General features: G+C 61.6%; 23 protein-coding genes. All 23 read left to right on the top strand.

Going from position 1 to position 13,530, the window contains the following annotated elements; translation table 11 throughout:
- Window positions 1–126: 126 nt before the first annotated feature.
- A complete protein-coding gene (locus JS541_RS01330) occupies window positions 127–384 on the top strand; it encodes a hypothetical protein (protein WP_214372520.1) in 258 nt (85 codons plus the stop codon).
- Between the two features lie 1,864 nt (window positions 385–2,248).
- Complete coding sequence (gene rpsJ / locus JS541_RS01325) at window positions 2,249–2,557, top strand: 30S ribosomal protein S10 (protein WP_003808013.1); 309 nt, start codon at window positions 2,249–2,251, stop codon at window positions 2,555–2,557.
- Window positions 2,558–2,574: 17 nt separating this feature from the next.
- Complete coding sequence (gene rplC / locus JS541_RS01320; RefSeq protein WP_163232128.1) at window positions 2,575–3,222, top strand: 50S ribosomal protein L3; 648 nt, start codon at window positions 2,575–2,577, stop codon at window positions 3,220–3,222.
- A 17-nt stretch (window positions 3,223–3,239) separates the two neighbouring features.
- Window positions 3,240–3,905, top strand: a complete 666-nt coding sequence (gene rplD / locus JS541_RS01315; protein WP_163232126.1) for a 50S ribosomal protein L4 — start codon at window positions 3,240–3,242, stop codon at window positions 3,903–3,905.
- A gap of 6 nt (window positions 3,906–3,911) precedes the next feature.
- Complete coding sequence (gene rplW / locus JS541_RS01310) at window positions 3,912–4,208, top strand: 50S ribosomal protein L23 (protein ID WP_214372519.1); 297 nt, start codon at window positions 3,912–3,914, stop codon at window positions 4,206–4,208.
- A 36-nt stretch (window positions 4,209–4,244) separates the two neighbouring features.
- A complete protein-coding gene (rplB, locus tag JS541_RS01305) occupies window positions 4,245–5,075 on the top strand; it encodes a 50S ribosomal protein L2 (protein ID WP_214372518.1) in 831 nt (276 codons plus the stop codon).
- Between the two features lie 15 nt (window positions 5,076–5,090).
- Window positions 5,091–5,369, top strand: coding sequence for a 30S ribosomal protein S19 (gene rpsS / locus JS541_RS01300; protein ID WP_015450968.1), 279 nt, complete (start codon window positions 5,091–5,093; stop codon window positions 5,367–5,369).
- Between the two features lie 17 nt (window positions 5,370–5,386).
- Window positions 5,387–5,746, top strand: coding sequence for a 50S ribosomal protein L22 (rplV, locus tag JS541_RS01295; protein WP_163232120.1), 360 nt, complete (start codon window positions 5,387–5,389; stop codon window positions 5,744–5,746).
- A 2-nt stretch (window positions 5,747–5,748) separates the two neighbouring features.
- Complete coding sequence (rpsC, locus tag JS541_RS01290; RefSeq protein ID WP_214372517.1) at window positions 5,749–6,561, top strand: 30S ribosomal protein S3; 813 nt, start codon at window positions 5,749–5,751, stop codon at window positions 6,559–6,561.
- A 4-nt stretch (window positions 6,562–6,565) separates the two neighbouring features.
- A complete protein-coding gene (gene rplP, locus JS541_RS01285; protein ID WP_094730272.1) occupies window positions 6,566–6,985 on the top strand; it encodes a 50S ribosomal protein L16 in 420 nt (139 codons plus the stop codon).
- Window positions 6,985–7,242, top strand: coding sequence for a 50S ribosomal protein L29 (gene rpmC, locus JS541_RS01280; RefSeq protein ID WP_094730273.1), 258 nt, complete (start codon window positions 6,985–6,987; stop codon window positions 7,240–7,242). The genes rplP and rpmC overlap by 1 nt, the downstream gene beginning before the upstream one ends.
- Window positions 7,242–7,502: a 30S ribosomal protein S17 gene (rpsQ, locus tag JS541_RS01275; RefSeq protein WP_033493921.1), complete on the top strand. Its 261-nt coding sequence runs from the start codon at window positions 7,242–7,244 to the stop codon at window positions 7,500–7,502. The genes rpmC and rpsQ overlap by 1 nt, the downstream gene beginning before the upstream one ends.
- A 91-nt stretch (window positions 7,503–7,593) precedes the next feature.
- Window positions 7,594–7,962 (top strand): 50S ribosomal protein L14, encoded by a 369-nt coding sequence (gene rplN / locus JS541_RS01270; protein ID WP_152357685.1) that lies wholly within the window; start codon window positions 7,594–7,596, stop codon window positions 7,960–7,962.
- Window position 7,963: 1 nt separating this feature from the next.
- The gene (gene rplX, locus JS541_RS01265; protein ID WP_094730276.1) at window positions 7,964–8,299 is read left to right on the top strand and encodes a 50S ribosomal protein L24; all 336 of its coding nucleotides are present in this window, start codon (window positions 7,964–7,966) and stop codon (window positions 8,297–8,299) included.
- Complete coding sequence (rplE, locus tag JS541_RS01260; protein WP_163232115.1) at window positions 8,296–8,868, top strand: 50S ribosomal protein L5; 573 nt, start codon at window positions 8,296–8,298, stop codon at window positions 8,866–8,868. Before rplX ends, rplE begins: the two co-directional genes overlap by 4 nt.
- A 1-nt stretch (window position 8,869) precedes the next feature.
- Complete coding sequence (locus JS541_RS01255) at window positions 8,870–9,055, top strand: type Z 30S ribosomal protein S14 (protein WP_003808046.1); 186 nt, start codon at window positions 8,870–8,872, stop codon at window positions 9,053–9,055.
- Between the two features lie 95 nt (window positions 9,056–9,150).
- Entirely contained in the window at window positions 9,151–9,549 is a 399-nt protein-coding gene (rpsH, locus tag JS541_RS01250) for a 30S ribosomal protein S8 (protein WP_214372515.1), read from the top strand.
- 17 nt (window positions 9,550–9,566) lie between these two features.
- Window positions 9,567–10,106, top strand: a complete 540-nt coding sequence (gene rplF, locus JS541_RS01245) for a 50S ribosomal protein L6 (RefSeq protein WP_152357689.1) — start codon at window positions 9,567–9,569, stop codon at window positions 10,104–10,106.
- Window position 10,107: 1 nt separating this feature from the next.
- On the top strand, window positions 10,108–10,479 hold the full coding sequence (gene rplR / locus JS541_RS01240) for a 50S ribosomal protein L18 (protein ID WP_214372513.1): 372 nt from the start codon (window positions 10,108–10,110) through the stop codon (window positions 10,477–10,479).
- On the top strand, window positions 10,476–11,213 hold the full coding sequence (gene rpsE, locus JS541_RS01235) for a 30S ribosomal protein S5 (protein WP_214372511.1): 738 nt from the start codon (window positions 10,476–10,478) through the stop codon (window positions 11,211–11,213). Before rplR ends, rpsE begins: the two co-directional genes overlap by 4 nt.
- Window positions 11,214–11,216: 3 nt before the next feature.
- The gene (gene rpmD, locus JS541_RS01230) at window positions 11,217–11,399 is read left to right on the top strand and encodes a 50S ribosomal protein L30 (RefSeq protein WP_033493939.1); all 183 of its coding nucleotides are present in this window, start codon (window positions 11,217–11,219) and stop codon (window positions 11,397–11,399) included.
- A 2-nt stretch (window positions 11,400–11,401) separates the two neighbouring features.
- Window positions 11,402–11,860 (top strand): 50S ribosomal protein L15, encoded by a 459-nt coding sequence (gene rplO / locus JS541_RS01225; RefSeq protein WP_214372509.1) that lies wholly within the window; start codon window positions 11,402–11,404, stop codon window positions 11,858–11,860.
- A 212-nt stretch (window positions 11,861–12,072) separates the two neighbouring features.
- A complete protein-coding gene (gene secY / locus JS541_RS01220) occupies window positions 12,073–13,410 on the top strand; it encodes a preprotein translocase subunit SecY (RefSeq protein WP_214372507.1) in 1,338 nt (445 codons plus the stop codon).
- Window positions 13,411–13,530 lie beyond the last annotated feature (120 nt).

The raw sequence follows: 13,530 nt of genomic DNA, 5'->3' as shown, positions 1-13,530 counted from the left end.
GCTGCCGTCTGGCCGGCTCAGGCGGACCATGCGTAGTTTCTCATGTTCGGTGACGCGGCGGAACGCGCGTCGCGGCCATGCTGCGTCTGCCGGTTGGATCTTCTATATATAAGGAGTGACGTCGGTGTGGCCGCAATCGATGGACGGTGCGATCGGCGGTTGGCGCCGGTCCTGCGTAGCCATGACGAGTCCGACGTCGATCGCGAATATGAAAGCCGCGGATCGGTTGAGCTTCGTGCCGTGATGCCGGGAGAAAAATTGTTTGCGGCGATGCTGCCTCGGCAGGTGATGATTGCGGACGAAGATGATGACTGTGGACGATCGGCTGGTTCTGCGGACGGCCTGTGGAACGGATGGTTTGTGGAAGTGGCGAGCCGTGGCTGATCTTGTACCGAGATGATGGCTGCGAGTGTATGGCCGATCGATATTACAGACGGCGCATACGTGCATGCTGCGATTCGTGGAGTTATGACTGATGGTGACCGTGATGGACAAGTCGTACATGAATGTGTGATGGACGGTTGCTGCATCTGTACATAGTCGACCGATGGTTGGGACGGGGTAGGCGGTTTGCGGTTATGTGCCGGTTGTAATGAATATCTGATGGCGCGGATGATGAAGTGTATGGCTGTTTGCTGGTGCAGGCGGCGCGATAAGTGGGTGATTGTGGACGAAGAGAATGGTAAGTGGGCGATCACCTACCATTATGGGTGGGCCACAAGTGGGCGTTTACGGACGGAATATTGGATAGTGGGTGTTTGCCTACCATAAAGAGATGCTGCAAGTGGGTGATTGCGGACGCTGAATCCGTAAGTGGGCGTTTGCATACCATGAATTGTCTGCATAAGTGGGTGAATCCATACCATGAATCTGTAAGTGGGTGTTCACCTACCACGAGGAAGGCTAAACCCCGGTTTTTGTGGTAGGCAAACACCCACTTACGGATTTTTGCGTCCGCCACCACCCACTTTTCGTCAGTAAGTGCATGATCCCGGACATATCAAAGAGTCATCACCGCGTATACTGGCGATAACCTGGATACCCTGATGCGCGATGTCAATGATGATTGATGGAGCTAAATATATATCAGTATCCGAATGACCTGTTCGTGGAACCGCACAAGTGGAATTCGCCAATTGACGATACCTCGCAATTGACCGGACGATATAGGACAACAGTCAGAGTAGACGGGGCGCAGCAGATCTCCTGCAGAGCCTTGGAGTGAAGAGTTCGGAACTGTCCGTAAGTGAGGCGCCGAAGATGACCGATAAGGGAAGATGAAGAAAAATATGGCAGCGAGGCGCGGCGCGTCCTCGGAGCCGTTAAGGCGGGGACCCGATGGGTTTCCGGTAGGTGACGCCGGAGGAGGCGGCGGCGAACGCGCGATGCTGTGTAGCGTCCGGATGGCGTTAGCTCGTGATTGGTTGTGACGAATATGAGATATGAGTCAGCCTCAGGAGGGGAAGGCGGCGACTCGCCCGCGGAGCCGTGAAGCGAAGAGTCCTGTGGACTCTTCGTAGGCGACGCCGAAGACGACCGGTGGGGAGGATGAGGAAATATGGCAGCACGAGGGGTGTGTCGCAGTCGCGACACGACTGCGGAGCCGTTAAGGCGGGGACCCGGTGGGTTTCCGGTAGGTGACGCCGGAGGCGGCGGCAGCGAACGCGCGATGCTGTGTAGCGTCCCGGATGGCGTTAGCTCGTGATTGGTCGTGATGAATATAGGATATGAGTCAGCCTCAGGAGGGGGAGTGCGGCGGCTCGCCTGCGGAGCCGTGAAGCGAAGAGTCCTGTGGGCTCTTCGTAGGCGACGCCAAGGGCGACCGGTAGGGAAGGCCGAGGAAATATGACAGCGAGAAGGGCATATCGCGGTCGCGACACGACTGCGGAGTCGTTAAGGCGGGGGACCCGGTGGGTTTCCGGTAGGCAACGCCGAAGACGACCGGTAGGGAGGATGAGGAAATATGACAGCACGAAGGGCGTGTCGCAGTCGCGACACGCCCGAGTTCATTAAGGCCATACCTAGTGCTTTAATAAACAAGTTGCCTGATTTGGGCTCGCAAATTGGAATCAAAAAAGCGAGCGCGGAACGGAAACCCACGCCAGTGGAAGCCCGGATGCCGCGCACTGATGTGGTTTGGCCACAAGAATCATCTCGCATGGGGTGTGCCTTGCTGCGGCCAGGTCCTCCGGTGCCCTCGAAGCAGGCTGGTAAACAGTACACGAATCGCTAGAAAGGGCGGACGGCAATGGCGGGACAGAAAATCCGCATCAGGCTTAAGTCCTATGACCACGAGGTCATCGACCAATCGGCGAAGAAGATCGTCGAAACGGTGACGAACGCGGGTGCAACTGTGGTTGGCCCGGTTCCGCTCCCGACCGAGAAGAACGTCTTTGTTGTTATTCGTTCTCCTCACAAGTACAAGGATTCTCGCGAGCACTTCGAGATGCGCACTCACAAGCGCCTCATCGACATCGTGGACCCGACCCCGAAGGCCGTGGACTCCCTGATGCACATTGATCTGCCCGCAGATGTCAACATCGAGATCAAGCTGTAAGGGAGGAGGGAACCACTATGACTTCGCAGAGAGGTAGCCACAAGGCTCTGCTGGGCAAGAAGCTCGGCATGACTCAGGTCTGGGACGAGAACGGTTTCTTCGTCCCCGTCACCCTCGTTGATGTGTCCACCAACGTGGTGACCGCCGTCAAGTCCGAAGAGACCGACGGTTACAAGGCTGTTCAGATCGGCTACGGCCAGATCGATCCCACCAAGGTGACCAAGCCGCTCGCCGGCCACTTCGCCAAGGCTGGCGTGACCCCGCGCCGTCACCTCGTCGAGGTGCGCACCGAGGACGCCGCCGAGTACGAGCCGGGCCAGGAGCTCTCCATCGAGTTCTTCCCGGAAGGCTCTGAAGTCGACGTCACCGGCACCACCAAGGGCAAGGGCTTCGCCGGCACCATCAAGCGCTGGGGCTTCAAGTCCTACCGTCGTTCTCACGGCTCTCACAAGAACGAGCGTCGCCCCGGCTCTGTCGGCGCATGCGCTACCCCGAGCCGTATTCTCAAGGGCAAGCGTATGGCCGGCCGCATGGGTCACGTGACCGCGACCGCTCAGGGCTTGACCGTCATGTCCGCGGATGCCGAGAACAGCATTCTCGCCATCAAGGGCGCGATCCCGGGCCCGAAGGGCGGCATCGTTCTCGTCCGCACGGCAGTGAAGTAAGGGGAGTCTGATCAATCATGGCAAACGTTACTCTGAACGTGTCTGACGCCCAGGGCGCTACCACCGGCACCGTCGAGGTCCCGGCTGAGATCTTCGGCCACACCGCCGAAGAGGTCGCCTCCCGCGTCCCGCTGATCCACCAGGTCGTTGTGGCTCAGCTCGCTGCTGCCCGCGCCGGCACCCACGCCACCAAGACTCGTGGCATGGTCTCCGGCGGCGGCAAGAAGCCGTGGAAGCAGAAGGGCACCGGTCGTGCCCGCCAGGGCTCCATCCGCGCCCCGCAGTGGTACCACGGCGGCACCGTGTTCGGTCCGCAGCCGCGCGACTACTCGCAGCGCACCCCCAAGAAGATGAAGGCCGCGGCTCTGCGCTACGTCCTGTCCGATCGTGCGAACGCCGGCCGCGTCGCCGTGGTGAACTTCGGTATCACCGATACCCCGTCCACCAAGGCCGCCGTCGCCGCGCTGTCCCCGATCACCGAGAACAAGTTCACCACCGTGGTGCTGTCCCGCGAGAACATCAACGAGTGGCTGTCGGTCCGCAACATCCCGACCGTCCACCCGATCTTCGCCGATCAGCTCAACACGTACGATGTGGTCACGGCTCAGTATGTCGTCTTCACCCAGGAAGGCCTCGATGCTTTCCTCGCGGGCAAGACCGAGCCGGCCGCGAAGGAGGACTGATCTTAAATGGTCGCAATCCACAAGCCCGCACACGACGTCATCCTCAAGCCTGTCGTCTCCGAGAAGAGCTACGCGCTCTCCGATCGTGGCCAGTACACCTTCGTGGTGGCCCAGGACGCGAACAAGGTGCAGATCAAGCAGGCTATCGAAGAGATCTTCAAGGTGAAGGTGACGAACGTCAACACCCTCAACCGTGACGGCAAGCGCAAGCGCACCCGTTTCGGCTTCGGCCAGCGCGTTTCCCAGAAGCGTGCAATCGTGACCGTCGCCGAGGGCCAGACGATCGACATCTTCGGCAACTGAAGGCTAGCCGAGAAAAGTTAAAGGAAGAACTACATTATGGCTATCCGCGTTTATAAGCCGACGACTGCTGGCCGCCGTAACGCGTCTGTCTCGGACTTCTCCGATCTGACGCGCTCCACGCCTGAGAAGTCGCTGGTTCGCAAGCTGACCAAGACCGGCGGTCGTAACTCCTACGGTCGTATGACCTCCCGTCACCGCGGTGGCGGCCACAAGCGCGCCTACCGTCTCATCGACTTCCGTCGCTGGGACAAGGATGGCGTGCCCGCAGTCGTCGCTCACATCGAGTACGACCCGAACCGCTCCGCCCGCATCGCGCTGCTGCACTACGCCGATGGTGAGAAGCGCTACATCATCGCTCCGGAAGGCGTCAAGCAGGGCGACCGCATTGAGACCGGCGAGAACGCCGATATCAAGCCGGGCAACAACCTGCCGCTGAAGAACATCCCGACCGGTACCGTGGTCCACGCCATCGAGCTCAAGCCGCTGGGCGGCGCGAAGATCGCGCGTTCCGCCGGTGCCGCCGTTCAGCTCGTCGCCAAGGATGGCGCCTACGCCCAGCTGCGTATGCCGTCCGGCGAAATCCGCAACGTCGACGCCCGCTGCCGCGCGACCGTTGGTGAGGTCGGCAACTCCGATCACGCCAACATCCAGCTCGGCAAGGCCGGCCGCGCCCGCTGGATCGGCAAGCGTCCGTGGACCCGTGGTGAGTCCATGAACCCGGTCGATCACCCGCACGGTGGTCGTACCCGCGGTGGTAAGCCGCCGGTGTCTCCGTGGGGCAAGGGCGAAGTTCGTACTCGCCGTCCGAAGAAGGCTTCGAACAAGATGATTGTTCGTCGTCGTCCGAATGGTAAGAACCGCAAGTAAGGGAGTGTCGAGTAGATGACTCGTAGCATCAAGAAGGGCCCCTTCGTCGACGCCCACCTGCAGAAGAAAGTCGACGAGCAGAACGAGAAGGGCACCCACAACGTCATCAAGACGTGGTCCCGCCGTTCGATGATCACCCCTGATTTCATCGGACACACGTTCGCTGTTCACGATGGCCGCAAGCATGTCCCGGTGTTCGTCACCGAGGCCATGGTCGGTCACAAGCTCGGTGAGTTCGCCCCGACCAAGACCTTCAAGGGTCATGTGAAGGACGACAAGAAGGCCCGCCGCTAAAGGATAAGGAATAGAACATGGAAGCTAAAGCAATCGCTCGTCACGTCCGCGTGACGCCGCGCAAGGCTCGCCGCATGGTCGACCTCATCCGCGGCAAGCAGGCGACCGAAGCCGTCACCATCCTCAAGTTCGCTCCTCAGGACGCGTCCCTGCCGGTTCGCAAGGTCCTCGAGAGCGCCATCGCCAACGCTCGCGTCAAGGCCGACAAGGCCGGTGAGCCGTTCCGCGAGAACGATCTGGTCATCAAGGAGACCTATGTGGACGAAGGCGTGACGCTCAAGCGTTTCCGCGCCCGCGCCCAGGGCCGTGCCGCTCGTATCAACAAGCGCACCGCTCACATCACGGTCGTTGTCGCTACCAAGGAAGGAGCCCGCTAAAGATGGGTCAGAAGATCAATCCCTTTGGCTATCGTCTGGGCATCACTGAAAACCATCGTTCCAAGTGGTTCTCCGATTCCAACAAGCCTGGCGAGCGCTACAGCGACTTCGTCCTCGAGGATGACAAGATCCGCAAGGAAATGAACAAGGACCTCGAGCGTGCGGGCGTGTCCCGCATCGTCATCGAGCGCACCCGCGACCGCGTGCGTGTGGACATCCACACCGCTCGTCCGGGCATCGTGATCGGCCGCCGTGGCGCTGAGGCTGAGAAGGTTCGCGCCAAGCTCGAGAAGCTCACCGGCAAGCAGGTCCAGCTCAACATCTTCGAGGTCAAGAACGCCGCTCTGGACGCCCAGCTCGTCGCTCAGGGCATCGCCGAACAGCTGACCAACCGCGTGACCTTCCGTCGCGCGATGCGCAAGGCTCAGCAGGACGCGATGCGCGCCGGCGCCAAGGGCATCCGTATCAAGCTCTCCGGCCGTCTCGGCGGTGCGGAAATGAGCCGTTCGGAGTTCTACCGCGAGGGTCGCGTTCCGCTGCAGACCCTGCGCGCCCTGATCGATTACGGCTTCTTCGAGGCCAAGACCACCTACGGCCGCATCGGCGTCAAGGTGTGGATCTACAAGGGCGACATGACCGAGCGTGAGTTCGAAGAGCAGCAGCAGGCGCAGCAGAACAGCCGTCCGGGCCGCCGTGGTGGCGATCGCCGCCCGCGCCGTGGCAACCGCAACGCTGCCGCCCAGCAGCAGGCCGAGGCCCCGAAGGCCGAGACCGCCGCCGCTGAGGCTCCTGCCGCAACGGAAACTAAGGAGTGAACTGATGCTTATCCCGAAGAGGACTAAGTACCGCAAGCAGCATCGTCCGGTCCGCTCTGGCATGTCCAAGGGCGGCAACGAGATCGCGTTCGGCGATTTCGGCATTCAGGCGCTCGCGCCGGCCTACGTGACCAACCGTCAGATCGAGGCCGCCCGTATCGCCATGACCCGTTACATCAAGCGTGGTGGCCGTGTGTGGATCACGATCTTCCCGGATCGCCCGCTGACCAAGAAGCCGCTGGGCACCCGAATGGGTTCCGGTAAGGGCACCCCGGAGTTCTGGATCGCCAACGTGCGTCCGGGCCGCGTGATGTTCGAGATCGGTGGCGTTTCCGAGGACGTCGCTCGCGAGGCCCTGCGCCGCGCCATCGACAAGCTCCCGATGAAGTGCCGCATTATCGCTCGTGAAGGTGGTGATATCTGATGGCAGTCGGTACCGCTGAATATGCAATCAAGAATCTGAACGAGAAGACCAACGAGGAGATCGAAGGTTTCCTCAAGAAGTCGAAGGAAGAGCTGTTCAACCTGCGCTTCCAGCACGCGACCGGTCAGCTCGACAACACTGCCCGCCTCAAGGCGGTCAAGCACGACATCGCCAGGATGTACACCGTCCTGCGCGAGCGTGAGCTCGGCATCAGCCAGGCGCCCGAGGCATCCGATACGAAAGCTGAGGAGAACTAATGGCTGAAGAGCGTAACTTCCGCAAGGTTCGTCGCGGTTACGTCGTGTCCGAAGCGATGGACAAGACGATCACCGTCGAGCTCGAGCAGCGTTCGACCCACCCGCTGTACGGCAAGGTCGTTCGTTCCACCAAGAAGGTCAAGGCCCATGATGAACACAACGACGCGCACGTTGGCGACCTCGTGAGTATTATGGAGACTCGGCCCCTGAGCAAGACCAAGCGTTGGCGTCTCGAATCCATCATCGAGCGCGCTAAGTAACAAGTTCGGCAAGGCTCCGCGAGTCACCCCGCCCATGCTAGTACAGGTGGGCGGGGTGCTCGGGGAGAACCAGCTCGGCTAAGGAGAATCAATGATTCAGCAGGAAACGCGGCTTCATGTCGCCGACAACACGGGTGCGAAGGAACTCCTCTGCATCCGCGTGCTCGGCGGATCGAAGCGACGCTATGCCGATCTGGGCGACGTGATCGTCGCCTCCGTCAAGGACGCGATCCCTGGCGGCTCGGTCAAGAAGGGCGACGTGGTCAAGGCCGTCGTCGTCCGCACCGTCAAGGAGCACCGTCGTGTGGACGGCTCCTACATCAAGTTCGACGAGAACGCCGCCGTCATTCTCGGCTCCGGCCGTGAACCGAAGGGCACTCGTATCTTCGGACCGATCGCTCGTGAGCTGCGCGACAAGCGCTTCATGCGTATCGTGTCCCTCGCTCCGGAGGTGATCTGACATGGTAGCCAAGATCAAGAGCGGCGACCTGGTCAAGGTCATTCGCGGCAAGGACAAGGGCAAGGAAGGCAAGGTCACCCGTGTGCTGGCCGACGATCGTCTGATCGTCGAGGGCGTGCAGATCGTCAAGAAGCACGTCCGCGCCACGCAGCAGGGCCAGCAGTCCGGCATCGTCTCCGTCGAGGCTCCGATCCATCGCTCCAACGTGATGCTGATCGACCCGGAGACCAAGCAGCCGACCCGCGTGGGCGTTGTGGTGAAGGAAGAGGCTCGTGACGGCAAGGTGAAGACCGTGCGCGTGCGCGTGGCCAAGAAGTCCGGAAAGGAGCTGGCATGACCGATACGACCGTTGAGGCGCCGGCGACCCCGCGCCTGAAGCAGAAGTACAACGAGGTCATCATCCCCGAGCTCGAGAAGGAGTTCAACTACTCCAACCCGATGCAGGTGGCCCGCATCCAGAAGGTCGTCGTCTCCATGGGCGTCGGTGCCGCTGCCCGCGACTCCAAGCTCATCGAAGGCGCGGTCAAGGACCTCACCCTGATCACCGGCCAGAAGCCGAAGATCACCAAGGCCAAGAAGTCCGTCGCGCAGTTCCACCTGCGTGAGGGCCAGGCCATCGGTGCGTACGTCACCCTGCGTGGCGACCGCATGTGGGAGTTCCTGGATCGTCTGCTGACCCTGGCTCTGCCGCGTATCCGCGATTTCCGCGGCATCAACGGCAAGCAGTTCGACGGCCAGGGCAACTACAACTTTGGTCTCACCGAGCAGTCCATGTTCCACGAGATCGATCCGGATTCGATCGATCACCAGCGTGGTATGGACATCACCGTGGTGACCTCCACCAAGGACGACAAGGAAGCTTCCGTGCTTCTCAAGCACCTCGGCTTCCCCTTCAAGGAGAACTGATATGGCAAAAACCGCTCTGAAGAACAAGGCGGCCGCCAAGCCGAAGTTCAAGGTTCGCGCTTACACGCGCTGCCAGGTTTGTGGTCGTCCCCACTCCGTCTACCGCAAGTTCGGCCTGTGCCGCATCTGCCTTCGCGAGAAGGCTCACCGCGGCGAGCTGCCCGGCGTTACGAAGTCCAGTTGGTAAACATCGACGCTGAAGGTCCGCGGCCCGATCGCCCGTGCCATCATGGCCGGGCGTGAGGGCGGCGGAAACCATAGCGAGAAAGGGCAACAGCCCAAATGACAATGACAGATCCTATCGCAGACATGCTTACGCGTCTGCGTAATGCGAGCGCGGCAAAGCACGAGACCGTGGACATGCCGTACTCCAAGTTCAAGGCGAACATCGCCGAGATCCTGAAGCGTGAAGGCTACATCAAGGACTTCACCGCCAAGGAAGCCAAGGTCGGCCAGACTCTTGAGGTCACCCTCAAGTACGGTCCGAACGGCGAGCGCTCCATCCAGGGCATCAAGCGCATTTCCAAGCCGGGCCTGCGTCGCTACGCGAAGTCCGACGCGCTGCCGATGCCGCTCGGTGGTCTCGGTATCGCCATCATCTCGACCAGCTCGGGATTGATGACCCAGAAGGAATGCCTCGACCGGGGCATCGGCGGCGAAATCGTCGCTTTCGTGTGGTGAGAAAGGAGAGCTAGATCATGGCATCGCATATTGGTAAGCTCCCCGTCGCCATCCCGGCCGGCGTGGAAGTCACTATCGACGGTCAGAACTTCTCGGCCAAGGGCGCGAAGGGTTCCGACTCCTACGTCATTCCTGAAGGCATCACCGCTGTGGTCGAGGGCAACGAGATCGTCCTCACCCCGGCCGATGACCTGCGTCCGACCCGTGCCAAGCACGGTCTGGCCCGCGCCATCGTCGCCAGCATGGTCAAGGGCGTGCACGAAGGCTACGCCAAGACCCTGCAGATCGTTGGTACCGGTTACCGCGCCACCCTCAAGGGCAAGAGCATCGAGTTCGCTCTCGGTTACTCCCACACCATCACCGTGGATCCGGCCGAAGGCATCGAGTTCGAGGTCCCGAACGCCAACACGGTGATCGTCAAGGGCACCGACAAGCAGGCTGTCGGCCAGGCTGCGGCCAACATCCGCAAGCTTCGTGCTCCGGAACCCTACAAGGGCAAGGGCATCAAGTACGCTGACGAGCACATCCTGCGCAAGGCTGGAAAGGCTGGTAAGTGATATGAGCGTTCAGATTCTCGGTAAGGGCAAGAAGGTCGCGCTCAAGCGCCGTCACGCCCGCATCCGCAAGCGCATCTTCGGCACCCCGGAAATGCCGCGTCTCGTTGTCTCCCGCTCCAACCGTCACATGGTCGCCCAGATCGTTGACGACACCAAGGGCATCACTCTTGCCTCCGCGTCCACGCTGACCGCCGATTTCGCCGGTTTCGAGGGCACCAAGGTCGAGGCCGCCAAGAAGGTCGGTGAGCTGCTGGCCGAGAAGGCCAAGGCCGCTGGCATTGAGGCCGTCGTCTTCGACCGTGGCGGCAACAAGTACACCGGTCGCGTTGCAGCTGTCGCTGAAGGCGCCCGCGAGGGAGGTCTGGCACTGTGAGCGACGAAACTCAGAAGGAAACCCAAGTGGCTGAAGAAACTCAGAACACTGAGGCGGCTGAGACCAACAACGCGAACGAGGACCGCAAGTCCCGTCGTGGCCAGCGCGGCGAAGGCCGTCGTGGCGAGCGTCGCAACCGTCGCGAAGAGAAGCAGGGCGATGAGCTGCTCGACCGCGTGGTGACCATCAACCGTGTGTCCAAGACCCACAAGGGCGGCCGTACGTTCAGCTTCGCCGCGCTCGTGGTCGTCGGTGACGGCAACGGCACCGTCGGCGTTGGCTACGGTAAGTCCCGCGAGGTCCCGGCCGCTATCGCCAAGGGCCAGCTCGACGCCAAGAAGCACATGTTCACCGTCCCGCGCGTCCGCGGCACCGTCACCCACCCGGTGATCGGCCACGACGCCGCCGGCACTGTGCTGCTGCGCCCGGCTGCCCCGGGTACCGGCGTTATCGCTGGTGGTCCGGTCCGCGCCGTCATGGAGTGCGCCGGCATCACCGATATCCTGACCAAGTCGATGGGCTCCGCCACCGCCGTGAACATGGTTCGCGCCACCGTGGCCGCCCTCAAGCAGCTCGAAGATCCGGAAGAGATCGCGGCCCGCCGTGGTCTGGCCCTCAACGAGGTCGCTCCGGATGCCCTGCTGCGTGCTCGCGCCGCTGGCATCGACGAGGCCCGCAAGGCTCGCGAAGAGGCTGCGGCCGCCGCTCAGGCTCAGCAGAAGGATGGTGAGTGATAGATGGCTAACCTGAAGATCACCCTGCACCACGGTCTGGTGAACCGTACGCCCAAGCAGCGCGCCACCGCTCAGACCCTCGGTCTGCGCAAGATCGGCCAGAGCGTTGTCCTCGAGGACAACAAGAGCACTCGCGGCATGATCCTGACGGTGCGCCACCTGGTCACCGTTGAGGAGGTCGACTGATTATGGCAGAAGAAGAAACCACTATCCTGCAGATGCACGATCTGCGTCCGGCTCCGGGCGCCAAGAAGGATCGCATCCGCGTTGGCCGCGGTGAAGGCTCCAAGGGTAAGACCTCGGGCCGTGGCGACAAGGGCACCAAGAAGCGTTACCAGGTTCGCCCGGGCTTCGAAGGTGGCCAGCTGCCGCTGTACATGCGCCTGCCGAAACTCCGTGGCTTCAAGAACCCCTTCAAGCAGGAGTTCCAGGTCGTGAACGTGGCCGCTCTCGCCAAGCTCTTCCCGGCCGGTGGCGACGTGACCGTCGCCGATCTGGTCGCCAAGGGTGCCGTGCGCGCCAACCAGCCCGTCAAGGTGCTGGGCGACGGTGAAGTCACCGTTGCGCTCAACATCAAGGGCGTGAAGGCCTCCGCATCGGCCAAGGCCAAGATCGAGGCCGCTGGCGGTTCCGTCTCCGAGGAGTAGTTCCTACCCTCGCGGGGCAACCGCACTGCGATACGAACAATGACCCTCGTCCGCGATTCGTCGCGGCGGGGGTCGTTTCGTATGATCGCACGATAAATTATGGACAGAACGGCCGCTGCATGGGAGCAGAGGTAGACACTGTACGCTAGACTCGTCGGTTAGAGTCTGTCCGGACGGGTGCGCATGGGGCGCACATATGGAAAGGAACCCAGGTGAGGACGTTAATCCAGGCCTTCCGTACCAAAGAGCTACGAAATAAGATACTGTTCGTTTTCGGCATGATCATCATCTACCGCATCGGATCGTTCATTCCGACGCCGGGTGTTGATTACAAGGTCGTGCAGGAGTGCGTGGGCACGATGAAGACCGCGTCCGAGAACTTCATTGGCCTGGTCAACCTGTTCTCCGGCGGTGCCATGCTCCAGCTGTCGATCTTCGCGCTGGGCGTCATGCCGTACATCACCGCGTCCATCGTCGTGCAGCTGCTGCGCGTCGTCATCCCGCGCTTCGAGGCCCTGCACAAGGAAGGCCAGTCCGGCGAGGCGAAGCTGACGCAGTACACTCGTTATCTCACCATTGGCCTTGCGGTGCTGCAGTCCACCACCATCCTCGTCACCGCCCGCTCTGGCGCGCTGTTCAACTACGCCTGCTCCCAGGTCATCCCGGACGGCTCCGTGTGGAACCTCGTCGTCATGGTTCTCATCATGACCGGCGGCACCGGCCTGATCATGTGGATGGCCGAATTGATCACCGACAAGGGCATCGGCCAGGGCATGTCCATCTTGATCTTCATGTCCATTTGCTCCGGCTTCCTGCCGCAGCTGTGGGAGATCGGCTGGGGCACGAACGGCACCGACGGCAACTGGCCGAAGTTCGCGATCGTCGCCGGCGTGCTGCTCGTCATCCTGATCTTCGTCGACTTCGTCGAACTGTGCCAGCGTCGTATCCCGGTTCAGTACACGCGCCGTATGATCGGCCGCAAGATGTACGGCGGATCGTCCACCTACCTGCCGCTCAAGATCAACATGTCCGGCGTCATCCCGCCGATCTTCGCGTCCTCGATCCTCGCCATCCCGACCCTGATCGCCCAGTTCGGCAACTCCGACCAGAGCTGGGTTAAGTGGATCAACAACAACCTCGCCAACACCACGTCCGTGTGGTACATCGGCCTGTACGCGTTGATGATCGTGTTCTTCTGCTTCTTCTACACCGAGATCACGTTCAACCCGGACGAGACCGCCGACAACATGAAGCAGTACGGCGGCTTCATCCCGGGCATCCGCGCCGGCAGCGCCACCAGCCGCTACCTGAGCTACGTGATGAACCGTCTGAACACGGTGGGTGCCGTCTACCTGCTGTTCGTGGCGCTCATCCCGACCGTGCTCATCATGGGCCTGCAGCTCAACACGCAACTGCCGTTCGGCGGCACGACCATCCTGATCATCGCGGGCGTCGGCCTTGACACGCTGCGTCAGGCCAAGGCCCAGACCGAGCAGTTCCAGTACACCGGCTTCCTGCTCGAGAACGTGGATCACGTCGAAGGCAAGTAAGGATTTTCTCGGCTCCTGGCCGCCCGCGATGGGCAGGCGGCCGCGCGAGGAACTGGACAGTCCTGTGGACTGTCCAGTGACGGAGCCATCCGTTTCCAAACATCCAACACATCAGCAAAG

It is taken from the genome of Bifidobacterium sp. SO1 (assembly GCF_018555335.1).
GTDB lineage: Bacteria > Actinomycetota > Actinomycetes > Actinomycetales > Bifidobacteriaceae > Bifidobacterium > Bifidobacterium simiiventris.
Note: the sequence above shows the minus strand (reverse complement) of the source record. Positions and strands in the feature narration are given on the sequence as shown.